At 60.9% G+C, this 21874-nt stretch carries 18 protein-coding genes and 1 pseudogene; 8 read left to right on the top strand and 11 right to left on the bottom strand.

The window, feature by feature from the left end; genetic code table 11:
- Positions 1-19 precede the first annotated feature (19 nt).
- The 11 genes and pseudogenes from UAJ10_RS19810 to UAJ10_RS19760 all read right to left on the bottom strand — a co-directional run.
- Positions 20-154, bottom strand: a pseudogene (locus UAJ10_RS19810) (transcriptional regulator domain-containing protein); the annotation flags it as partial.
- A 119-nt stretch (positions 155-273) separates the two neighbouring features.
- Complete coding sequence (locus UAJ10_RS19805) at positions 274-537, bottom strand: DNA -binding domain-containing protein (protein ID WP_322916950.1); 264 nt, start codon at positions 535-537, stop codon at positions 274-276.
- Positions 538-654: 117 nt separating this feature from the next.
- Complete coding sequence (locus UAJ10_RS19800; protein ID WP_176612656.1) at positions 655-897, bottom strand: helix-turn-helix domain-containing protein; 243 nt, start codon at positions 895-897, stop codon at positions 655-657.
- A 183-nt stretch (positions 898-1080) separates the two neighbouring features.
- Positions 1081-1407, bottom strand: coding sequence for a DUF736 domain-containing protein (locus UAJ10_RS19795; RefSeq protein ID WP_322916948.1), 327 nt, complete (start codon positions 1405-1407; stop codon positions 1081-1083).
- Positions 1408-1968: 561 nt separating this feature from the next.
- Positions 1969-2412 (bottom strand): hypothetical protein, encoded by a 444-nt coding sequence (locus tag UAJ10_RS19790; protein ID WP_322916946.1) that lies wholly within the window; start codon positions 2410-2412, stop codon positions 1969-1971.
- Between the two features lie 140 nt (positions 2413-2552).
- Positions 2553-2720 (bottom strand): hypothetical protein, encoded by a 168-nt coding sequence (locus UAJ10_RS19785; RefSeq protein WP_322916944.1) that lies wholly within the window; start codon positions 2718-2720, stop codon positions 2553-2555.
- A 220-nt stretch (positions 2721-2940) separates the two neighbouring features.
- Entirely contained in the window at positions 2941-3612 is a 672-nt protein-coding gene (locus tag UAJ10_RS19780) for a hypothetical protein (protein ID WP_322916942.1), read from the bottom strand.
- Positions 3609-4532 (bottom strand): DUF2493 domain-containing protein, encoded by a 924-nt coding sequence (locus UAJ10_RS19775; RefSeq protein ID WP_322916941.1) that lies wholly within the window; start codon positions 4530-4532, stop codon positions 3609-3611. Before UAJ10_RS19775 ends, UAJ10_RS19780 begins: the two co-directional genes overlap by 4 nt.
- 294 nt (positions 4533-4826) lie before the next feature.
- Positions 4827-5861 carry a DUF7146 domain-containing protein gene (locus UAJ10_RS19770; protein WP_322916939.1) on the bottom strand — a complete coding sequence of 345 codons (1035 nt, stop codon included), beginning with the start codon at positions 5859-5861 and terminating at the stop codon, positions 4827-4829.
- Positions 5862-5924: 63 nt separating this feature from the next.
- Complete coding sequence (locus UAJ10_RS19765; protein WP_322916937.1) at positions 5925-8033, bottom strand: ParB/RepB/Spo0J family partition protein; 2109 nt, start codon at positions 8031-8033, stop codon at positions 5925-5927.
- Between the two features lie 171 nt (positions 8034-8204).
- Positions 8205-9401, bottom strand: coding sequence for a DUF932 domain-containing protein (locus UAJ10_RS19760; protein ID WP_322916935.1), 1197 nt, complete (start codon positions 9399-9401; stop codon positions 8205-8207).
- Between the two features lie 269 nt (positions 9402-9670).
- On the opposite strand from UAJ10_RS19760, the gene UAJ10_RS19755 reads away from it, so the two are divergent.
- From UAJ10_RS19755 to UAJ10_RS19720, 8 genes are all read left to right on the top strand, one after another.
- Positions 9671-10288 carry a type IV toxin-antitoxin system AbiEi family antitoxin domain-containing protein gene (locus UAJ10_RS19755; RefSeq protein WP_322916933.1) on the top strand — a complete coding sequence of 206 codons (618 nt, stop codon included), beginning with the start codon at positions 9671-9673 and terminating at the stop codon, positions 10286-10288.
- Positions 10281-11159 (top strand): nucleotidyl transferase AbiEii/AbiGii toxin family protein, encoded by an 879-nt coding sequence (locus UAJ10_RS19750; protein ID WP_322916932.1) that lies wholly within the window; start codon positions 10281-10283, stop codon positions 11157-11159. The genes UAJ10_RS19755 and UAJ10_RS19750 overlap by 8 nt, the downstream gene beginning before the upstream one ends.
- A 52-nt stretch (positions 11160-11211) precedes the next feature.
- Positions 11212-11805 carry a DUF6088 family protein gene (locus UAJ10_RS19745; RefSeq protein WP_322916930.1) on the top strand — a complete coding sequence of 198 codons (594 nt, stop codon included), beginning with the start codon at positions 11212-11214 and terminating at the stop codon, positions 11803-11805.
- Positions 11806-11961: 156 nt separating this feature from the next.
- Complete coding sequence (locus UAJ10_RS19740; protein ID WP_322916928.1) at positions 11962-13377, top strand: class I SAM-dependent DNA methyltransferase; 1416 nt, start codon at positions 11962-11964, stop codon at positions 13375-13377.
- Positions 13374-14927, top strand: coding sequence for a restriction endonuclease subunit S (locus UAJ10_RS19735; RefSeq protein ID WP_322916926.1), 1554 nt, complete (start codon positions 13374-13376; stop codon positions 14925-14927). Before UAJ10_RS19740 ends, UAJ10_RS19735 begins: the two co-directional genes overlap by 4 nt.
- A 1-nt stretch (position 14928) precedes the next feature.
- Positions 14929-16602 (top strand): AAA family ATPase, encoded by a 1674-nt coding sequence (locus UAJ10_RS19730; protein ID WP_322916925.1) that lies wholly within the window; start codon positions 14929-14931, stop codon positions 16600-16602.
- A complete protein-coding gene (locus UAJ10_RS19725) occupies positions 16599-17456 on the top strand; it encodes a hypothetical protein (protein ID WP_322916924.1) in 858 nt (285 codons plus the stop codon). The genes UAJ10_RS19730 and UAJ10_RS19725 overlap by 4 nt, the downstream gene beginning before the upstream one ends.
- Positions 17457-17663: 207 nt before the next feature.
- Complete coding sequence (locus tag UAJ10_RS19720) at positions 17664-21428, top strand: ATP-dependent DNA helicase (protein WP_322916923.1); 3765 nt, start codon at positions 17664-17666, stop codon at positions 21426-21428.
- The last annotated feature ends 446 nt before the right edge of the window (positions 21429-21874 follow it).

Genomic DNA, 21874 nt, shown 5'->3' with positions numbered 1-21874 from the left:
TTTCGTCGCTCAATCGCCCGGAGGACAACAATTCCTGAAAGGACCTCCTGTAATCCGGGTTTCGCCGTAGGAATTCCCAAGCAAGTTCGCTTGTCGTAAGCTGATCGATATAGTCATAGGCAGTCTCAGACCGCCAACTTTCTTCCTCGGACATCCTCCGCCGCCTCCGCGCAAATGTTACGCAACGCGAGTTGTGAAGCGATGACGATTCCAAGTTGAGTCATTGCTGGGAAGAACGAAGTCGGATCAACGTGATGCAAGTCCTGCATCACCTCAGTGGAGGCGGGGCCCCAGGAGTTCGCTGTAGCCGCTTTGGGTCATCCATTTGGCGCGGGAGAGATGAGCGGTGTGGACGCGCGCGGCGCGCTCTGGATCGGTTTTGGCACAGATTCCGAAGAGCGCTTCGACAACTTCTTTCCAGTCCGCACCGTCAGCGTCAGCGTCGAGAAGGCGCAGGTAAAGATTCAGATGCGCCTGGTCATAGGCGGTGAGCGCTGCGCCGTCAGGCGGCTGGTCCAGAAAGTCTTCTTTGGTCACGGTATCCCCCGTTCATAGATGTATCCATTTTGAAGGGGATTGTTAACGCTGTTTTGAGAACAGAGGCCATCGCCAGACCGTGTACACGGCGGAGCGGGGCGATCGCCCGCAGACGCGTCAATCGTCTCTCTTCCTGTTGACAAGCATCACTCCCACACCCTGGTCGGAGTTCAGGAAGACGATCCCACCGCCCTCGAACGCACGCCGGACTTCATCGCGCGTGCTCTCATAGACCTCGAGGTCGCTTTCGGACTCGAGGCGCTTCAGCGCGGTCAAAGATACCCGGGCCCGGTCAGCGAGCGTCTCCTGTGTCCAACCCAGCAACGCGCGTGCGGCCCGCGATTGTCGGGCGGTGATCATGCATGATCACCTCCCACTCAGACCTACGCGCACGCCAGAACTACGACTATAATAGTCGTTCTAAGGCGCTAAGGCCAGCTTTAACGCCCCCGGCGATCTTCACTTGCATTCATGCGGCGCGAACTGATTCGGTCGCTTTGGAAGCAAGGCCCCGGCCTTCTGGCCGGGGCCTTGCGCCGGGCCTCAGTCGCCCCGGCGCCCGGTGGGGCGGGACCAGATGAGGGAGAAGGTGTCACCTTCCTCGTCGTCGAAAAGGTTGGCGTGGATGGGGGCAGTGAAGCTCGGATCGTCGAGCTTGAGGCCTAGATAGTCGCGGCCCTCGTTGGAGCGCTTGGACCAGGCGGCGCCGATCTCGGCGCGGCCGACCAGGACGCGGTGGCTGGGAGCCTTCTCACCGATGGGGCCGCTGATGGGGACGATGCGCACGCCCTTGGCCTGGACGCTCAGGGTGACGATTTCGCCGGTGAACTCGTTCGAGCCGGTCTTCTTGAAGGTGCCGATGGTCGCCATTGTAAGTCTCCGTTTTCCGTTCCCGAGCCCGCACCATTGCGACCTCGATGGCGATCGGCGGGCCGGAGGCGATCGACGACGCACCCCGAAGGGGCCTGACAGCTAAGGAGGGCTTTCTTGTCTCGCGAGGAATGACGGCGCAGCCGGCAGGGGAAGAAAGTTTGACGCGGCTGTTGCGTCATAGGCGATCGAGGCGCAGCCGGACTTCGGCCAGATCAGGCCATTGGAGAGGCCGTTTGGAGCGGTCGAGGCACGGTCAGATAACGGAAAAGATGGCGGCCGTCCCGCAACGGCAACCGGCGCCACGGCATGCTCACCGACTTCGTCTCCTCCCGCCAGGCCGACGCTGCTTCATCCTGGCTCTCCACCGCCGCCACCGAGATCGCCGCGCCGGTGTCCGGTGCCCGCCAAGACACGACTCTGCTCCCGCAGCACTCCAACGAGGACCGCCTTTCCGGACCAGCGTCGATCAGCGTCGCACACGCCCATCGTTCCGGCATCAGACGACGGGAGCGACCACGGCCACGGCTGCCCTGATCCTTCTGACGGCGATGACGAAGATCAGGCCCGTGCAAGGTCCCGGCCGGTCGGGGCCGGAGCCGCCGCCATTCCAGCGACCCGCACGAGGGCGGTGATGCCGACCGCGACCGCGCCGATGACGGAGAAGATGATCTGCCACGCGTCGGACGGCATGAGGTGCTTCACGATGCCATGGGTGGCATGGAAGCCGGCGATCGCCGCCGGCGCCACGAAGGCTGCGGCCACAATCAGCTTCAACCACATAGGCCGGACGAAGGTGATGAGCAGATGGCCGGCGGCGAGCGTGATCGCCGCCGCGACGGCGCCGACCAGGATGGAGCCCGGGATGCCGGCGCCCGTGCTGTGCGCCCAAGCGCCGGTGGTCACGCCGACGAACGCCGGCAGCGCGAAGACGGCCAGCGTGAACAGCAGCCAGCAAAGCAGGCCTATCGCTGCGAGAGATGCCAGTATTGCGAGGATGATCATGGCGGTGGCCTCCGTATGGACAAGGTCTGACGGCCGCGCCTTCCACCACCACCACGGCGCGGCTGAAGTATAGCGCAAGAGCGCACGTGCCGGGAGCGGAAACCGGCGGCGATTTCCGGTCCTGGGATTGGGTCGCCCGGTCAAGGGGCGAAGGGGTCGATCTCATGGACGATGGCGGCGACGTCGCCGTCATATTCGCTGGCGGGCGTGACCGACAGCGTGCCGTCGCCGGCCTGGAAGATGATGATGGCGGCCATCAGCGTGGTGGCGAGGCTGAAGGCGAAAGCGTGGGCGTCGTTGAGGGACATCGATCCGGCTCCTGTTCGAGCGGAGGACCATCCCCCCGCTGACAGGCGCCCGATGTGTCGGGCTGAGCGCTGCAATCACCGCGCAGGCGAAGCCGCAGCGGCGGCATGCTCGCATAGCCGACCCTTTAAGGGTTGATGGCGTCAAGCGATCAGTCTGACCAAGGATCAGCGCAGAAAAGCGGGGGTGGTGCTCGGCGACGAGAGCCGTTCACGTTCCCGATCAGGCAAGGAGAGCCGAACGGTGCCCAACCGGAGTGTTGGCGATGAAATCTCGGTAGGCGTAGTTGATGAGGTCGCGGACCAGTTCGAGCAGACCGCCGACAGGCAGACCGTCGAACGGATCGCCATGGGCCATGCCGTTGCGACGCTGGCTCAGGCTGGGCTTCGACGCGCCGGTGACAAAACCGATCGCGGTGCCGCCGGTGCGGACGATCATCGGGATGTGCGCGTCGTCGAGGCCGTCGACAGCGACCATATGCTCCAGCAGCGCGGCAAAGGAGCGCTTCTTCTTCAGAGTCTTGTCGCCATATCGATCCCTCACCGTCAGCTCCAGGGCGATGAGCGCTGCGAGCTCGCCGGCCTTCAGCACGTCGAGATCGATCCAGCCAAGAAGATAGAGCGCTTGCGCGCGCCGGAATTTGAGCTGGATGATGTCGGGTATGCGCGCGTCGATGCCGAGCCCGACGATAAACCGTCGCCATTCGTCGGACTCGTTGAACTGGATCATTCCGCCGGGGAGCCCGGGCGATGGCCATGCGATGATCAGCGGCGCGTCACGCGCGGCGAGTTGAATGTGATCAAGGTTCAGATGCGCCTCCTGTCGGCAAAAACTCGGTGTTTCTGCCGACAATACCAGATCGCAGTCAGTCGTTTGAAGTCGTCCGGCGCTCACGCGCCGCCGAACTTCCAGACTGGGATGCCGAGCTTCTTGGCCTTGTCGGCGAGGTTGTCGTGGATGCCGGTGCCCGGGAAGTGCATCACGCCCTTCGGCACGACCTCCAAGATGTCGTCGTTGCGCTTGAAGGGTGCTGCCCGGCCGTGCTTCGTCCAGTCGGGCGCGAAGCCGATCTGCGGGACGTTGCGATTCTTTGCCCAGAGCGATGCGATCTTCTCGGCGCCCTTCGGAGATTTTCCGTGCATCAGCACCATGTCGGGATGCTTCTCATGGACCTGATCGAGCTTGGCCCAGATCAGCCGGTGGTCGTCGAAGTCGAGCCCGCCGGTGACGACGATCTTCGGGCCCGGCGGCAAGAGTACCTCCTGGTCTGCGCGCTTCTTCGCCATCAGGAAGTCGCGGCTGTCAATCATCGCCGAGGTGAGATTGCGATGGTTGACCTTCGATCCGCTGCGCGGAAGCCAAGTTTTTCCGACGTGGCGCTCATAGTGTTCCGCGGCTTGGTCGCGCATTAGCTCGAAGGCGTTCTGGCGCTCGATCAGCGTCATGCCCTCGGCGATCAAGCGCTCCAGTTCGACGGATTTCACCTCGCTGCCGTCCTGTTCGCGCTGCGCCCGCTTCTGGGCCTGCTCATTGTCGTCCAGTTCCCGGCCGATCCTGTCGGTGGCGCGGTGGAAGACGTTGACGGTCGACCAGAGGAGATCGTCGAGGTCGGGTTCGAGGCGCGTGTCCTCCAGGGTGCCGATCAGGGCGTCGAAGATGTCGGCGACAGCGCCCGCGACCTGGTTGCCGTCGGGAAGAAGTCGCTGGTCGGGCTCGTCTGCGAAGGGGCGATAGCCGTGAAGCTGGAGTTCGTCGAGGACATGGTCGGTGGGTGAGGATTCGTGGTGCGGTTCGTAGTCGTCGTGATCGCGCATGGGATGCTCCGTCGGTTGGACCGCGACCGTCGCGGCCTTCATGGCGACGAAGCCCACCAGCCGGACGGCCGGGCACCCGGAGCGCAGCGCAGGGCTCGATGGCTAAGGCCGGCTATTTTGCCTCGCGATGGAAAGGCCCGCAGGGCCGCCGGAAAATAGTCGGCCGCCGCCATTGCCCGGCTGGCCGACTTGTGGGCCGATCGCCCTCTCGAAGGCCGAGGCGCGGTGCCCCTCCGATGGATTGACGCATCCGCCGAGCGCGGCGGCGAAACCGCAGGCCCGTTCTCCTGCCGGCTATGCCGCCAACGCCATGAAGCGGGCGACGTCCTGCGGCGCGACCTGCAACCGGGCTTCCATGCGCAGTGCATCGAGGCCGAGCGTGCGCAGATCTTCGTTGAAGTCGTCCAGCTCGGGCGAGATGACAATCGCTTCGATCCCGGTCGCGTTCGCTCGTTCGATCAGGGTATCACGCGCCCCGTCACCGGCCGGATCGTTGTCGCGGACGATGTAGAGCCGCCGTAGTGTGTCGGGGAACAGGATGGCGGCGAGATGAGCGGCTGAGAGCGCCGCCAGCATCGGCATGTCGGGAAGGACCTGGCGGAGCGACAGGACGGTCTCGATGCCTTCGCCGGCCGCCATCACCTCGCCGCCGATGCCGAAGCGAACAGCGTTGCCGAGAAGATCGCCCATTGCCCGCCTCGGCGTGTCGATCGGCGCCTTGTCGCGTCGGCGGGGATCGAGCCAAGTGCGATGCGCCCCGGTGATCTTGCTGTCGAGGTCGGTGACGGCCGCGATCATCGCCGGCCAGGTCTCGGTCGGCGAATGCTCGTCTGGGCGATAGTAGCAGTGCGGGTGGAAATGCAGGCTCCCGGTTCCACGTAAATCCGTAATGCCGCGTTCCCGTAAATACGCCTGTACAAGCGTGCCGTAGATCGGCTGCGACATGCGGACCAGCCGAAGGGCGGCCGCGGGCGACCCATGCGGCGCCGGGCTTTGCCGCGGTTGCTGGCGAAATTTCGGCTCCGGCGGTGGCATGCTGAGGAAGGTCCGTGCCTCGTCCGTGACGTCCTTGAAATCGATCAGGCCGCAGCTTTCGCGGATGACGTCGAGGAGATCGCCATGCTCGCCGGTCGCCGCGTCGGTCCATTTGCCGGCTGGGCCTTTGGGCGTGTCCTTGAGCCGGACGTACATCGAGCGGCCGGGCGTGTTGCGCACATCGCCAACCAGCCAGTAGGTGCCCTCGCGGCGTCCGCTGGAGAGGTAGTGCCGGCACACCGTTTCGGCACGATCGGCGAGGCGACGTGCAAGATCATGCGGATTTTGGGTCATGGTCGTTTCCCATGCGAAAAGGCCCGCCGTCTCCGGCGGGCCAGTCTCGCAAGTCGTTGACGGTTATTCGGCCGCGACCGCGTGGGGAGCGGCGTCGGCGATCTCATCTTCCGCGAACGGCTCGTCTTCGACCATGGCCGTTTCGCCGCCGATTGCCGTCGATTGTTCGACCGCCTCAACAAATTCGTTGCTCACGGTGAGCTCGACATTCGACGCCCCCTGATCGGCGGTGCGCAACGGTTCGGGCAACCAGCCGGTATCGGCGAGCAGCGTTTGCGCTTCCGCTGCCATGTCGCCCTTCTTCAGATGCTCGATCCGATCGGCGGCGCGCTGCCCCTTCGCCTGGGAAACCGCCTGAAGGATGCGAGCCTTCGTCACCCTGCCGAGGAAGTTGTCCACGGTCGGCTTCCACCCGGCCGCCGCCATGTCGAGGTCGACCGTCTGGGCCAGCCGGTCGGCATGGGCGGCAGCACGGGGCCGCCGGTTCCAGGGCTCGTACACGGCGTTCACCGAAAGGCTGACGATGTGGGCGAACAGGCCCGCCTGGCTGTCGCCGTCCCATTCCCGCAGCGCGTCCCAGAGATCGGCCAATTCCTTGGGAAGCGCCTTCGACCAGCTTTCGTGGCGCACGCGGATCGCCTCAGCCGATGCGCTGTCGTTTAGCCCCGGCGCCTGCGTCCCGAAGCTGACACTCTTCAGATCGAGCTCGAGGCAGCTATCCGAGCCGTAGTGGTAGAAGGTCTTCAGCGTCAGAACGTGCAGGGCTGCGACGAAGGCAACGTCCGGCCGCTCGCCCAGCGCGTGGCGCAGGCCAAGCGTCCGGTGCGAGGTCAGCTCGGTCATCAGGCGGTCGGATATGGGCGAGAGACCCTCGTCCTCCTCCGGCTCGGCGTCGGGCTCCGCCGTCATGACGGCCTCGTCGCCCTCGTAGCCAGCGGCCATAGCGCGTTCATCGTCGCCGTCCGCGTCGGGCTCGGACGCAGGCTCAGCCAGCAATTCGTCTTCAGGTCGGACATAGCCCCGCTCGACGCGAAGCTGACCGTCGGTGCCGATGCTGACGAAAGCGCCGGCGCGAGCGATCTCGGCGGTGTCGAACACCACGGGACGGTTGTCGAAACCCTCGATCAGCGTCTCCAGCTCCGACAGGCGCTCATCCACTTCATCCGGAAGCTCGTCGGCGTCCTGATATTCGTCCGACAGGCGGTCCAACTCGGACTGAAGCGCGTAGCGGCTTGCCTCCTCCTCGGCGGTCAGCGCGACGGTCTCGCCACGAAGCTGGCGCATACCGAAGGCATGGCCGTAGGCGAAGTCCGGCGCGACTTCGATCCACTTCCAGCCTTCGGCGGCGACCACCTCGGCGTCCGCCTCCAGCTTGTCGGCGGTCATCTGGTCCACGAGCGGAACATCCTGCAGCCAGCCGCCATCGTCGCCTTGGAACAGGTCGCGCAGGACCGTGCCACCGGCCGCGACGTAGGCATCCACGCCGATGAACTGCGCCCGCTTGTCGGAGGCACGGACCGCGCCCTCGGTCAGCATCCGGCGGATGACGTAGGGCTGCCTGTCGAAGGAAGCCTTCAGGCGCTCGAAGACCTGCTCTTGGCGCTCGTGGTCGCCGGAGACGGTGAAGGCCATGAGCTGGTCGAGCGTCATGCCGTCCTCGGCATAGACGTCGAGCAGCGCTGGCGAGACCGACGCCAGCTTCAGGCGCTGCTTCACCACGTTGACCGAGACGAAGAAGGCGGCGGCGATCTCCTCCTCGGACTGGCCCTTCTCGCGCAGCGCCAAGAAGGCGCGGAACTGGTCGAGCGGATGCAGCGGCGCGCGCTGGACGTTCTCGGCCAGGGAGTCCTCCTCCGCGATGCCGCCCTCGCGGACCACGCAGGGGACGGGCGCGGTCTTGGCGAGGCGCTTCTGCTTCACGAGCAATTCCAGCGCCCGGTAGCGCCGGCCGCCGGCCGGGATCTCGAACATGCCGGTTTCGACGCCGGATTGGTCGACGACAGCGCGCACGCTGAGGCCCTGCAGGAGACCGCGGCGGGCGATGTCCTCGGCCAGCTCCTCGATCGAGACGCCGGCCTTCACGCGCCGGATGTTGGACTGGCTTAGGAGGAGTTTGTTGAAGGGGATGTCGCGCGAAGGCGAGAGGGTGATCTTTTGAACGGCAGTCGCCATGGGATGTACTCCGCGACGAGCGCCGAAAGCCTCTCTCTCGGCATCAACTCGTCACGAAGCGCAGCGCCGCCCTCTCACTCTGGAGGGCAGCGCCGCGGGACCGACGATCAGAAGAAACGGAAAGGCACGAAGCCGGAGACACGCCGTTCCGCATCTCCGGCTTTCCGGGTATCAGGCCGCCCGGTCGAGCAGCTTCTTCGCCCGCGCCTCCAGGTCGAGCCGCGCGTCCTGCTGGGTCTTGTCTCGCGCGACGGCGGTGATGCCCTGGACGAAATCGAAGACGCTTTCGGGCTTGCGCCCCTCTTCGGCCAGGACGGCCTCAATGATCTTTGCCGTCTCGCTCTTGGAAAAGCCGCGCTTGCGCAGGAAATCGCTGCGGTCCTCGTCGTTGCGCGCGACGATCTTCTCCCGCGCCGCCTTGATGCCGTTGACGAAAGGCAACGGCGAGGAGTTGGCGAAGCGGGTCAGCGCCGGAGCCGCCTCATGCGCGAACCGCGAGGCGGCGTATTTCGAGTGGCGGATCGTGATCTCTTCGAAGTCCTCGACGCCCCAGAGATTGCGGTTCTGGCAAACGGCGCGGAGATAGAAGCTCGCCATGCCGAGCGTCTTCGCGCCCACCTCGGAATTCCAGCAGTAGAAGCCGCGGAAGTAGAGGTCCGGCGAGCCGTCGGGAAGACGCCCGGCCTCGATCGGATTGAGGTCGTCGACCAGGAAGAGGAAGACGTCGCGATCGGAGGCGTAGAGCGTCGTGGTGTCCTGGGTGATATCAACGCGCGGATTGTAAACCCCCGTCCACCAGTCGAGTACGCCCGGCACTTTCCAACGGGTGTCACCCGTGCCGTTGCCGGCGATCCGCTGAACCGCGGCGACCAGTTCGTGGTCGAAGATGCGGCCGTAGTCGGGGCCGGTGACGGCCCGCAGTTCGACGCGACCATCTTCGATCTCCAGCGTCTTCACCTGCTCGGCGCGATGGGAGGTCAGCCCATACTGCAGGTTGATGCCCGCCAGCGGCGCAGGAAGCTGACGCAGATAGGCCGCCGGCGCGCCGACCAAGCTGGCAAGCTGGCCGAAGCTCCAGTGGGTCGGAGCGATCGGCGTGTCGGAGCCCGGCAGCATCAGCGCCAAGCGCTCGGCGTCGTCGCGGCTGGCCTCCACGCGGATCGCCGCGCTCTCCACCGTCCGGGTCCGACTGCGCTCGGTCCGGCCGCGCACCGCAGCGTGGAGGTCGGACAGCGATAGGTAACGCTCGTCCGCCGGCCGCGAGAACCACTCGGAGGACACGCGGCCGATCCGCTCTCCGCGATTGACATCCACTTTGTAGCCCTGCCGTCCATCACGATCGGCGTCCAGAATTTCCACCTGGGTCATTGGTCGTCTCCAGGACGGGCGCCGGAAGCCTCTCTCCCAGCCTCAACCCGTCACGGAAACCCGGTCCGCACTCTCGCTCTCTTGCGGGGCAGCAGGCCCTGCAGAAGGGGTCGGCCGAGACCGCGGGCTCGGACGCAGGGGAAGGCTTTCCCCGCCTGACGGTCGTCTCCTTGTGAAAGAAGCCTTTCGGTTTTGTGCACCTTTTCTCGGCATATGGATGGTGATACGAATCCTCGGAGAATAGACCTCATACTCCGAGCCTACGTATCTTGCCCGAGCCCGCATCCCAGCGCCGAATTGCCCACACCGTGCTGAAAGCGCGCGGTATCGCGCGTCTGGCGGAACTGCGCGCGGAGGGGGTGACCGCGGCTACCATGAGCCGCATGGAGCGGGATGGCGAGGTGCTCCGGCTTGCACGGGGGCTTTATCAGCTCCCCGATGCGCCTCTTGACGCCCACCACAGCCTCGCAGAAGCGGCGAAACGCGTGCCCAAGGGCGTAGTCTGTCTCGTATCGGCCCTCGCGTTCCATCAACTGACCGATCAGCTCCCGAGGCAGGTATGGATCGCCATTGGCCAAAAAGATTGGGCGCCAAAGGCTGATGGCACGCCGGTTCGGCTGGTGCGGTTCACGGACCGTCTGCTCACGGAGGGCGTTGAATCCCATACCGTCGAAGGGGTGCCCGTAAAGGTTTTTGGGGTCGCGAAGACGATCGCCGACTGCTTCCGGTATCGCAACAAGATCGGCCTGTCGGTGGCGATTGAGGGCCTCCAGGAGGCACTGCGTCAACGCAAGACGACTCCCGGCGAAATTGTCAGGGAAGCGGAGCGAGGAGCGATCGCGACAGTCATTCGACCCTATCTCGAGGCGCTGGCCGCCAATGGCTAAGGAGCTCAAGAATGTCGGCGCTTCAGTGCGTGCCCGCCTCCTGCAACTCGCCAAGACGAGTGGCCAAAGCTTCGATCTTGTCCTGACGCGTTTTGCGCTCGAACAACTCCTCTTCCGGCTCAGCCAATCACCCCATGCGAACCGCTTCGTTCTGAAAGGCGCGATGCTGATGATGAGTTGGTTTGAGGATCCGCATCGCGGCACGCGTGACCTCGATCTGTTGGGGTTTGGCGATCCTGAACCCGAGGCGATGCTTGCGACATTCCGGGACATCCTGGCGCTAGAAGCTGACGATGGCGTGGAATTTGACGCCACCTCTCTTCGTATCGATCGCATCCGCGAAGAGCTCGAATATGGCGGGCTTCGACTGCGAACGACCGCCTCGATCGGCGGCGCCAAGATCAGTCTGACAATCGATATCGGCTTCGGCGATGCGATGGAACCAGGGGCAGAGATGCTGGACTACCCCTCCATGCTGGCGTTTCCGGCGCCGCGGCTACGCGCCTATGCGCGAGAGACCGTGATCGCCGAGAAATTTCAGGCGATGGTGGCGTTGGGGCGTGCCAACAGCCGGATGAAGGACTTCTACGACATCTGGATTCTCAGCCGCTCGTTCACCTTCGACGATGACAGACTGGCTCGGGCAATCGCTGCCACTTTTGCGCGGCGCCGGACGGCAATACCTCAAGACCCGCCGGATGCGCTGACGTCAGCCTTCGCCGAGGACGCGGATAAGAAGCGACAATGGCGCGCCTTCGTCGGAGGAGTAGCCGCTCACGATCCGGGGGAGCTAGCCGTTGTAATTAATGATATTTCCGCTTTCCTCATGCCGTTTGCAATCTCCGCCCGAAGCTTGGTCATTGAAGGATAATCTGCATTGAAAACTGTCAGAAAAGAACATAGAATCCTGACAGGAGAGCGGTGTGCAGCGGTTGACCGAACAAATTCTTGATCATGCAGATGACTTGCCCGAGGGAAGTGCTATCTCGGCTAAAGGCTTGCTCCACCTCGGCAACCGTGCCGCGGTGGATCAGGCATTGTCGCGCCTTGCGGAACGAGGCCAACTGATCCGCGCCGGGCGCGGCCTGTATCTACGACCTGTTTCCAGTAGACACGGCGTCCGCTCGCCATCGGTACAAAAAGCTGTTGATGCGCTCGCAAGCCAGAAAGGCGAGGTCATCGTGCCGAGCGGCGCCGCGGCTGCCAATACACTTGGCCTTACAACGCAGGTGCCAGTGCGATTGGTCTACCTGACTTCGGGCCGTAGCCGTACGATCTGTTTCGGCAACCATGTGATCGAACTGAGACATGCGCCTCGCTGGCAGCTTGCTCTGGCTAATAGTCCCGCGGGTATCGTAATTCGAGCGCTCGCTTGGCTCGGGCCCGAGAAGGCCGATGCCGCTCTCGTGGCACTGAAGCGTGACCTGCCGCCGTCTACGTTTAACGAACTTATCGCGGTAGCGCCGCAGCTACCGACTTGGCTCGCGCGAAGCGTGGGAAAGGCCGTTCATGGCTGATCCCCGCCTTCGATATCTCGCTTTCGCCCCGGGGACACCCCCTCGAGCTTTGATCCACAAAAGCATTATGTATTCCGCTGTTCTGCCGCAGATGCCTGAAGGCTCGTCGCCTGATCGAGTGCTAGGTCGGGAAATAGCCGATAATGGAGAAACAAAATGAAGGCGGCCCGTAAAAAGAATAGTGGAGACTTAGTTAAGAGAATCTGGGGTCTCTGCCATATACTAAGAGGGGATGGGGTCAGTTATCATGAGTATATTTCTGAGCTAACCTATCTTCTGTTTCTCAAGATCGCCGAGGAGACTGATACCGATAGGGCTCTGCCGGAAGGGTATCGCTGGCGCGACCTCATAGAGTACCGCGGAGCTGATCTTCTAACTTTCTATCGCGACATGCTGACATACTTAGGTGGTCATGCGGAGAGTCGCGTGGTTCAAGAGATTTATGCATTTCCTACGACCGTATTTTCTCATTCGGAGAACCTGCGGGCGGTCATCGATGGAATCGCCAAGCTTGACTGGCATTCCGTTGATGCCGACGGGATGGGTGATATTTATGAGGGGCTCTTAGCCCGTAACTCTCAGGATGCGCGATCGGGTGCGGGGCAATACTTTACGCCCCGGCCACTGGTCGACACAATGGTGCGCCTGGTGCAACCCGCTGCTGGTGAGGTTGTACAAGATCCGTCATGCGGAAGCGGCGGATTTTTGATCTCAGCCCAGCAGTTCTCCAAAGTTACGTCTCCCGGCTCTATCCCACCTCGTTTCGAAGGTGTCGAGATCGAGAAAGGTACTTACCGTATCTGCCAAATGAACTCTTTTTTGCATGGACTAAATGCGGAGTTGATACTTGGCGATGCACTAACTGCGGACTCGGCGGCACTGACGCCTGCTGACGTCATTTTGGCCAACCCGCCGTTCGGTAACAAGGCAGGCAGCGCGCGAAAATTAAGAGACGATTTGCCACATCGAACCACCAATAAGCAGTTGGCGTTTCTCCAGCACATTAGGCTCGCGCTTAAGGAAGGTGGCCGTGCCGCAGTAGTCGTGCCGGACAACGTGCTTTTCGAGGGCGGTGTCGGGCGGGCAATTCGCGTCGACCTCATGGAAGAATGCGACCTCCACACCATCCTAAGGTTACCGAACGGCATATTCTATAGTCAGGGCGTAAACACAAACGTTCTTTTCTTTACGCGCAGGACAAAAAACCCGCAGAACTCGAGCCGTATTTGGGTCTACGACTTACGGACAGAAATGCCTCGTTTCGGTAAGACACGTCCCTTGCGGCCTGAGCATTTTAGAGAGTTCGAGGCCGTCTACGGAACGGACCCTTTTGGCAGCAAACGCCGTCCGGAATCTGCGGACATTCCCCGGTGGCGGTCGTTCAAACGGGAGGACATTGCGGAAGCGGGGGACAATCTCGACCTAATATGGATGACGCCGCGTGACGCTGATGAACCCGATAGCTCGACGTTGCAGGATGTGGCATCGGCCGTTCTTTTTCATCTCCAGTCTGCGATAGCCGAAATCGAATCGCTGATGGAAGATCTGCCGGCGGACGAGGTGGAGCGATGAGGGAGCTTCCCCGCGGATGGGTGCAGACCTCCATTGGCGCAATCGCGGATCTTATAAATGGTCGAGCTTTTAAGCCTTCTGACTGGGGTGCGAGAGGTCTCCCGATCGTCCGTATCCAAAACCTCAATCGACAGGACACGTCCTTCAATCACTTCTCAGGAGATGTCGATGAGCGCCATCTCGTGCGCGACGGCGATCTGTTATTTGCGTGGTCGGGTACACCGGGTACGTCGTTCGGTGCACACATCTGGCGCGGCCCGGAAGCTGTGCTCAACCAGCACATATTCAATGTTCGTGTAGATTCAGAAGCGATCAACCGGGAGTTCCTCAGAGCTGCAATCAACCACACCCTCGATCAGCAGATCGCAAAAGCTCATGGCGGTGCGGGGCTACGCCATGTCACAAAAGCGGCTTTCGAGGCCACGGCGATCGCGCTGCCTCCTCTGGCTGAGCAAAACCGCATCGTGGAGAGGCTCAATGCCTATGAGCAGCGGATAGCTGCGATCCGCTCGAGTCTTGATGAGGGGGCCGTCGCTGTGGAGAAGGGGCGCTCAGCGCTGTTGGCTGCAGCCTACGATTTAACGCTGCTCCCTTCCAAGGGGCCAGATAGCTCCCCTGAGAAGGCGCCTTTGGTTTCAGTTGGGGATATTTCCGTCAGCATCGCTTACGGCTCAAGCGCAAAGTCTTCTCCCGCAGGAAAAGTAGTTGTTCTCCGAATGGGTAATATTCAACGGGGAGAACTTGACTGGTCCGACCTCGTCTTCACTTCGGATGATCGGGAAATAGAGCGCTACCTATTAAAACCTGGAGATGTTCTGTTCAATCGTACAAACGGAAGCCCGCAGCTGGTCGGGAAGACGGCGGTTTACCATGGAGAGATGGCCGCGATCCATGCGGGTTATCTCATTCGGATTAGATGCGACGATCGCGTTCTTCCTGATTATCTTGGATACTGCTTAAACAGCCCCGCTGGTCGCGAATACTGCTTCACCGTTAGAAGCGACAGTGCAGGGCAGTCCAATATCAACGCAAAGAAATTGGCTGCATTTCAACTACGTTGCCCTAGTCTCGAGGAGCAGCAAGCCATCGTGGATATAGTGCGGTCTGGCATGCGTCGGCTTGCAGCCGGTGAGGCCGCCGTGACGCAGGCCTTTAAGACGCTAGAGAGGCTGCGTCGTCGAATTATGGATAATGCTCTGGCGGGGCAGCTTAACACCAATGACAGCGGCGACGAGCCGGCGAGCGCGCAGCTCGACCGACTAATCGCCACAAAGCAAAAACCCAAAATCCGCACACAGACACGGAAGAGCGGAGCGAAGATCATGAAGCGCACGGTATTGGAGATTTTGCAGGAAGCCAAAGCACCGGTCTCAGCCCAGCAAGTGGCGGAGCTCTATGGCATAAAAGAAGGTGCGGCGCCTGAGGAGGTGGAGCCGTTTTATGCTGAGCTTCGAGCGCTGGACCAGGATGGACTATTGATTGCAGAGCCTGTCAAGGATGATACCGGCGTCAAACTCGGTGACCGCCTCCTCCTGAAAGCTGCCAGCTGATATGCGCGTAGATAAGCTCACGATTGGATCTCCGAAAGATAGCGCCACGCACAGGTTCAAGAACCTGAAGGACGTTACCATCGACTTTGATCAGGACGACTGGGTTACAGTCGTTATCGGCTGGAATGGCACGGGAAAGTCGAACGTGCTTGAAGCTTTGGCAGTGATATTTCGCGAGTTAATAGACACACGGCGCTCTCCAAAGATCGATTTTGCTTTTGTTCTGAAGTATCGAATCGGAAGGGGCGATCTCCACCGATCAGTCACTATATCGCATGATCCTGATGAAAAAGAGCCGTTTAACATCGTCGTGACGTTTATCCCTATCGCAGAGGGGGCGTCGGAAATGTCTCCAAAGCGCATGAGGATTGGGACATTCCTCAAGGACGATTCAAATCTACCGCGTTATGTCTTTAGCTACTACTCTGGCGAGAGTCCCCGGATGGGGGAAATTTTTGCTCCCTATCTCCAATGGTACGATGAGCAGTTGCGGAAAGGGCGAGACCCTGGGCTTAAGCGGTTATTTTATGCTCTTCCGGTGCATAGCCAATTCGTTCTTCTTGCCTTTCTTATTGGAGGATCGCCTGCCGCCGAAAGCCTACTACGTGATCATCTGGGTATCGATCCAGAGCACGGCTTCGAGTCGGTTCTCTTCGTGTTGCGGCAGCCGCCGTGGCCTCCCCACCGAGACGGTGATGCTCGGTTTTGGGGCGCCCGCGGCGTCGTCAGCAGCTTCCTAGATAGACTTCAAGAGGTTGCACTTGCGCCAATCAATGTGCAACGGCGGGTCAATACATCACTCTGGAACAAAACGCGGCTAGAATTCAAATATTTATACATAAAGGACATCGCAGCGTTGCGCCGGCTGGTCGGTGATCAGCCTCCAGCGCATTTTTTCCGCGACCTCGAGAGCACCTATGTCTCTCAGTTGGTTGAGGAAGTGCGGATAAAGATCAAGGTCGACAATGGCGACGGGACCGTTACCTTCCGCGAATTAAGCGAGGGGGAGCAGCAGCTTTTAACGGTGCTGGGTCTTCTTCGTTTTACTGCAGAAGAAGAAAGCCTGATATTGCTGGACGAGCCTGATACGCACCTCAACCCTAAATGGAGCGTGAAATACCTGGAATTTCTTCGCCAGTTCATTGGCAACACAGCTAGTGACCAAGAAACAAGCCACGTGATAATGACGACGCACAATCCGATCGCGATTGCTGAGCTGTCGTTGCAGCAAGTCCAAATTCTTCAGACCAGGATTGAAGCCGGACGTCGCAAAGTCGTGGTGTCGTTTCCAGACGAGCATCCGCGGGGGATGGGATACGCCTCGATTGTGACGAGCAATATGTTCGGAATAGCCTCGCAGCTCGACGAAACGACGCAGCTTGATCTGGAGCGACAGCGGCATCTCGCGTCTCGTGACGAACTAACTCCAGATGAAGCGACCGAGCTAGATGCTGTCAATGCGCGCCTAGACCAACTTGGCTTCCGGTTCTTCTTTCCGGATGACGAATACTCGCGGTACCTCCGAATTCGAAATCAAGAGCTGGAGAGGAAATTCAAGACAAAAGATGTGGAAGTCTTGGCGCGCAGGGTCGTCGATATGACCTTGGAAGAGCGCGAAGATCTTGCTCGCCGTCTCATATCTACACTCGAGGAAGATGGGGGCGACATAGCGTGAGATATGTTGACATCGGTGATCTGCGTTTGGATGACGGTTGGCCGGCGTTGGCGGAAGCAGCCTGTCGAGACGTCATTGAGAACGGCGCCAGTATTGCTGACCACGATGATTTATGGCGGGACACTAAGAAGCGCTTGGGCGCGTTACTTCACGACAAGTGCTGGTTCTGCGAAACACCCGTCGATCGGTCGGATAATGCGGTTGATCATTTCCGCCCCAAAGGGAGAGTAGCGGACGCTCTTCAGGAGCATAACGGTTATCGCTGGTTGAGTTTTGAGAGCCGGAATTTTCGTTTTGCATGTACGTTCTGTAATAGTCGAAGGGTGGATATCGAGAATGGGACTGCTGGTGGCAAAGCTGATCGCTTTCCCCTCGTTGATGAGGGCGCGCGAGTATACGCCGTTGATCCGGCAGTGATCGACTACGACGATTTGATTGCTACTGTAGATGCCGAAACCCCGGCGATTCTCGATCCATGTGACCCAGATGACTGGCTTCTGCTCGGATGCAAACGTGAGAACGGAAAGCCATGTGCTACCAGCTCCGAGCCCGCCGCCGTCCGGCGTGTAGAGCAGTCAATCGAAGTATATCATCTCGACTATGAACCCACATGCAAACGGCGCCATACCATTGCTGGCCAGCTTCTCGAAAAGGTGCGCGAGGCAAAAAAAGCATTTCTGGAGATCGATGAGACAGATTTGAAAACCACACGACGCTTTAAACAGCTCTTTGTGGAGATACATCGTATGATCAAGATGAAAGCCCCCTTCAGCGGCGAAATGCACTTCTTGCTGCAGGGGCAGCGTTCTCCAGATCACCCGTGGATCGAAAACGTCCTTAGCGCAGGGGGATGAGGTGTGTCCAAACTGCTGTCGAAAGGTCTGCTGGGTGAATCAGGGTATTATGGCTGGCTACGCAGTTTGCGATCCCACCTACGGTGGGCAGTTCTTTTGATTTGAGAATTCCGAGCTGTAGTCCTCGGGATCTAACGAGCGATAAAATGGCCAGTATCGATCGAAGCTTCCGCAAGGTCGTGCGGCGATGCTTATTAAGGGGAAGAGATGATCGCCGGTGCCGGACAGCTGCCGTGGCAGCACATAACGATACGTGTGCCTTGGCATGATGGTGGCTGGAATGGGCGTGTCTGCACCGCACCGTCGGCGAACACTTCATGTCTGGTCCTCGGACGCATCGCGTCGGCAAAACGTGAAGATCAGGATGCTTTAGCGGGAAGGTTGTTCGATGAGCTCGGACCGGCGGAGCTACCGCCATGTGTCGATGAGCGCGTCGGCTTTATGTGCGACCACGACCTCGTTCTGACCAAGCAGCACCCCTACAAGCTTTCGAGCCCTACGACGCACGGCCATTTCGGCGAGACGAAGCTGCGGATCGAAGCCTATTCCGCAGCATGCATTCCCTTCGGATGGATGTTGAAATCAAACATTGAGGGCGACGGGAGCGAGGGTGAGCTCGGCAAGGCAACAGCGTTGCGGCTAGCCTACGATCCCGAGCGCGAGCCGGACCTGTCGTTTGAAACTGGCTGGGTTCAGGACAAGACAAACCAGCTCATCATGCTGGACACGTTCTTCGGGGCCCTCCAGCCGAAGACGTCACTCTGTTTTTTCTATGCGAAGAAGACGCCGCTCTCGGAAAGCGCAAACCGTGTCATCGTCGGTGTTGCCAGGGTCAACGGCATCGGCGGGCATACCGAATACGCCTATGACTCGCCTGGTGACCTTAAGGGCGTGCTCTGGGAGCGATGTGTCCGCCATTCGCTTCGCCCCGGCGGTGACGATGGCTTCCTCATGCCTTATTATGACGTGCTTGCCGCTGCACAGGCAGATGCAAGCGTGCCCGTTGAAGATTGCGTGGCCTTCGCGCCTGATGATCAGTTCGACGCGTTCTCATACGGCGCAGAGCATCTCGGCCATGACGGCGCCATAGCGTCGCTGCTTGCTTGCGCCGCGGCTTTGCGAGCGACGGCGAAGGTCGTTGAAACCGACGTTTCTGGCTCTCTCGCGTGGATCGATCGTGAGATTGCGCGTCTGTGGAAGGCGCGAGGCGTTCATCCGGGACTCGGAAGTGCTCTGAGCGCTTTCGGTCTGGAGCATGGATCGCTGCTCGCGCACGAGATCGTGCGTGTGGGGAGTCGTGAAGGCGAGGTGTTCGACGCCTTCGCGTTTATCGACCACATCGTGAAGAAGCCCTCAGCATGTCCGCAGGCCGAGAAGCTCGGCTTCGGTTCGACTTATCGCGAGAAATGGAAGAGCCTCGCGCCGCCACGCCGCCAACTGCTCGATCTGGTCGCGCGCTGTAGCCTGACCGCCGACCAAGCACTCCGAGCCTATCAGGCTACTCAGCGTAGCGTCTTCACCGAGGCGACGAGCGACGCCGACATCTTGGCCAATCCGTACCTTCTCTATGAGCGGGACGAGACGGCGGCCCAAAGGATAGCCTTTGGCATCGTCGATCGTGGCGTATTCCCGGCCGATGTTATTCGCGAGGTCGCGCCGCTTCCCGCTCAAGCGGCGATGACCGACGGGATCGACAAGCGTCGAGTTCGCGCGCTGATCACCGACATGTTGGAGCATGCTGTCCAGAACGAGGGGCACACGCTTCTCCCGCGGGGCTGGATCGTTAGCCGAGCGATCGAAGCGCCGCTCGACCCACGCTGCATGGTGGACGAAGACGTGATCGATATGGTGGCGGACTACCTCGCGTCCACGTTGGAAAGTGCGCGAACCTCCGACGGCGAAATCGCGCTGAAGCTTCGGCGTTATGGAGCGTCGCGCACTGCGATCACGAACGCGGTCCGCAAACGCGTCGGTGGCAAGCGCCACGCGATCGTCCATAAATGGCGCGCGCTCGTCGATGCGGTGCTGCCTCCGATGGGAACCGGGCCTGAGGCCGAGGTCGAGGAACTGGCGCGACGGGAGAAATCGGGCGCACTTGAGCAACTCGCATGCGGACGATTCTCCGTCCTTATCGGTCCAGCGGGTTCCGGCAAGACGACCCTCCTGAAGGTCCTTTGCGACCTTCCAGAGATCGGTTCGGGCGGGGTCCTTCTGCTGGCGCCGACCGGGAAAGCGCGCGTCCGCTTAGAGGAAGCGACCGAACGTCTTGGCGAGGGCCAGACACTGGCTCAGTTTCTACAGCGCTATGAGCGGTATGACGGGGCGAGCGGACGGTACTTCCGTAATCCAGAAGCGCCGCGCGAGAAGGGGTATCGGTCGGTCATCGTCGATGAATGTTCGATGCTTACCGAGGACCAGCTTTCGGCACTGATCGACGCGATTGAGGGCGTTGATCGCTTGATTTTGGTTGGTGATCCTCGCCAGCTTCCGCCCATTGGCGCCGGCAGACCGTTCGTGGACATCTGTCGGAAACTCGCGCCTTCAGAGGATATACCTCAGTTTCCGAAGGTGGCCCCAGGATATGCCGAGCTCACCATCATCGGCCGCCAGCGTGGGACAGACCGCGGCGACGTGCTGCTGGCTCGGCAGTTCAGCGGCGAGCCCCTGGATGCCGGCGCAGACGAAGTGTGGGAGGCGCTAAGGTCCGGCACGCTGTCGCACGTGCGGACCGCCCATTGGGCTTTCCCCAGCGAGCTGGAACCGCGCCTCACCGACGAAATTGTACGGGGTCTTGCGCTTGCCGACCGCGCTGATCAGCGCGGCTTCGAGCTGAGCCTAGGCGGAAGCGAATGGGAAGGACACGTGCTTTTTTGGGCACGGCGCGCCGGCGAAGCCGAAGGCGGCGCTGCCGAGGCAGCTCACGACTGGCAGATCCTTTCACCAGTCCGGGCGGGCCCCCCCGGTGTGGAAGCGATCAATCTCGCGATCCAGCGTCGGTTCCGGGACAAGGTACGCGACCGTGCGCTCACCCCATATGCAAAATATCCTAAGCCTGCCGGTCCTCAAGGCGTGCTGTGGGGCGACAAGGTGATCAACCTTCGCAACAACGGCCGGCGTCGCACTTACCCGCGACAGGAACGGGCTTACGTCGCGAACGGTGACATCGGAATCGTCGTCGGGGGCTACAAGACGGGAAAAATGAAGTATCGCCCACGCGACCTCGAAGTCGAGTTCGCCAGTCAGCCCGGCGTGAAATTCACCTACTATGCGAGCGAGTTCTCGGGCGAGGAGGGAACTCCAGAGCTCGAACTCGCCTATGCGCTCACGGTTCACAAAACACAGGGCAGTCAATTCGATCGCACGTTCGTTGTGCTGCCGCGCAATTGCCGGCCCTTGTCGCGAGAGCTGCTCTACACAGCGATCACGCGACATCAGGAAGAGCTGATCCTCCTCCACGAAGATGACATCGGCGCGTTGCGGCAATACTCGGATCCGTCGGCCTCCGAGATAGCACGGCGAATGACGGATCTCTTCGAGGCGCCTGGGCCGGTCGAGGTGAAGACGGTCTCAGGTCCACGGTTTCTCGACAAACATCTTATGCATCGCACGAGCCGGGGCGAGTTCGTTCGGTCCAAATCGGAATTGGCCATCGCAGAAAAATTGAACGGCATGGGCGTCGGCTACGTCTACGAGCAACCCCTGCAGCTCGACGGCAAGACCCGCTGGCCTGATTTCACGATCGTCGATGAGGACTCTGGGGTCACATATTATTGGGAGCATCTCGGCATGCTGTCGGACCCGCAATATGCGGCACGATGGCAGATCAAACGCGCGGGCTACCTGGCGGCAGGCATTCGGCCGATCGATGAACAGGCCGGGGGAGATGTCCTGATCGAGACCAAGGAAACGGCGGGTTCGGGCCTGGACATGGTCGAGGTTGACCGGCTTGCCCGCTTGATCGTTGGATGGTGAGCGCCTCTGTGATCCGGGCCGGGAAAAGTGGCCCGAGCCTCGGATGGAGCCTGGGCAGATCGTACAGGCCCCGTGCCAAGAGGGGTCAGCTTGCCGTTGTTCGCGAGGCGAGAGGCGGCCTGATCGATAGCCGGGCGCTTGGCGAGGTCCAAGAAGTCGCGGGGCGTGCACACGCCTCCTGGCCCTGCGCGTGCGCGTAGGTGCCGGATTCTGCCGAGGCTGACGGTACTTTTAGCCGCGATCTGGGTTCGAGTGTGAGGGGTGGAATGGCGTGCAAGGAGCCAATAGTAGTCGATCGATGGCTTACGGAGATCGGTGGAAATTCCTCAATGATATCAGCAGTGTAGGTTTCTGACGGACCATGAGCCGGTAGTATCTGAGCACAAAAATATTTTCTGCAATGAATTCAAATGGTTAATATGGACCCGAACAATCGAGTGGGAGTG

The sequence above is a fragment of the Nitrospirillum guaranorum genome (genome assembly GCF_034653275.1).
Taxonomy (GTDB): domain Bacteria; phylum Pseudomonadota; class Alphaproteobacteria; order Azospirillales; family Azospirillaceae; genus Nitrospirillum.
Note: the sequence above shows the minus strand (reverse complement) of the source record. Positions and strands in the feature narration are given on the sequence as shown.

What these genes read in the sequence shown, in the direction of transcription:
- UAJ10_RS19750 (WP_322916932.1), top strand. Translation starts at nt 10,281, where the DNA reads ATGGCTAAGGAGCTCAAGAATGTCGGCGCTTCAGTGCGTGCCCGCCTC.
- UAJ10_RS19740 (WP_322916928.1), top strand. Translation starts at nt 11,962, where the DNA reads ATGAAGGCGGCCCGTAAAAAGAATAGTGGAGACTTAGTTAAGAGAATC.
- UAJ10_RS19720 (WP_322916923.1), top strand. Translation starts at nt 17,664, where the DNA reads ATGATCGCCGGTGCCGGACAGCTGCCGTGGCAGCACATAACGATACGT.
- UAJ10_RS19760 (WP_322916935.1), bottom strand. Translation starts at nt 9,401, where the DNA reads ATGACCCAGGTGGAAATTCTGGACGCCGATCGTGATGGACGGCAGGGC.
- UAJ10_RS19765 (WP_322916937.1), bottom strand. Translation starts at nt 8,033, where the DNA reads ATGGCGACTGCCGTTCAAAAGATCACCCTCTCGCCTTCGCGCGACATC.
- UAJ10_RS19785 (WP_322916944.1), bottom strand. Translation starts at nt 2,720, where the DNA reads ATGTCCCTCAACGACGCCCACGCTTTCGCCTTCAGCCTCGCCACCACG.
- UAJ10_RS19790 (WP_322916946.1), bottom strand. Translation starts at nt 2,412, where the DNA reads ATGATCATCCTCGCAATACTGGCATCTCTCGCAGCGATAGGCCTGCTT.
- UAJ10_RS19795 (WP_322916948.1), bottom strand. Translation starts at nt 1,407, where the DNA reads ATGGCGACCATCGGCACCTTCAAGAAGACCGGCTCGAACGAGTTCACC.
- UAJ10_RS19770 (WP_322916939.1), bottom strand. Translation starts at nt 5,861, where the DNA reads ATGACCCAAAATCCGCATGATCTTGCACGTCGCCTCGCCGATCGTGCC.
- UAJ10_RS19800 (WP_176612656.1), bottom strand. Translation starts at nt 897, where the DNA reads ATGATCACCGCCCGACAATCGCGGGCCGCACGCGCGTTGCTGGGTTGG.
- UAJ10_RS19730 (WP_322916925.1), top strand. Translation starts at nt 14,929, where the DNA reads ATGCGCGTAGATAAGCTCACGATTGGATCTCCGAAAGATAGCGCCACG.
- UAJ10_RS19735 (WP_322916926.1), top strand. Translation starts at nt 13,374, where the DNA reads ATGAGGGAGCTTCCCCGCGGATGGGTGCAGACCTCCATTGGCGCAATC.
- UAJ10_RS19775 (WP_322916941.1), bottom strand. Translation starts at nt 4,532, where the DNA reads ATGCGCGATCACGACGACTACGAACCGCACCACGAATCCTCACCCACC.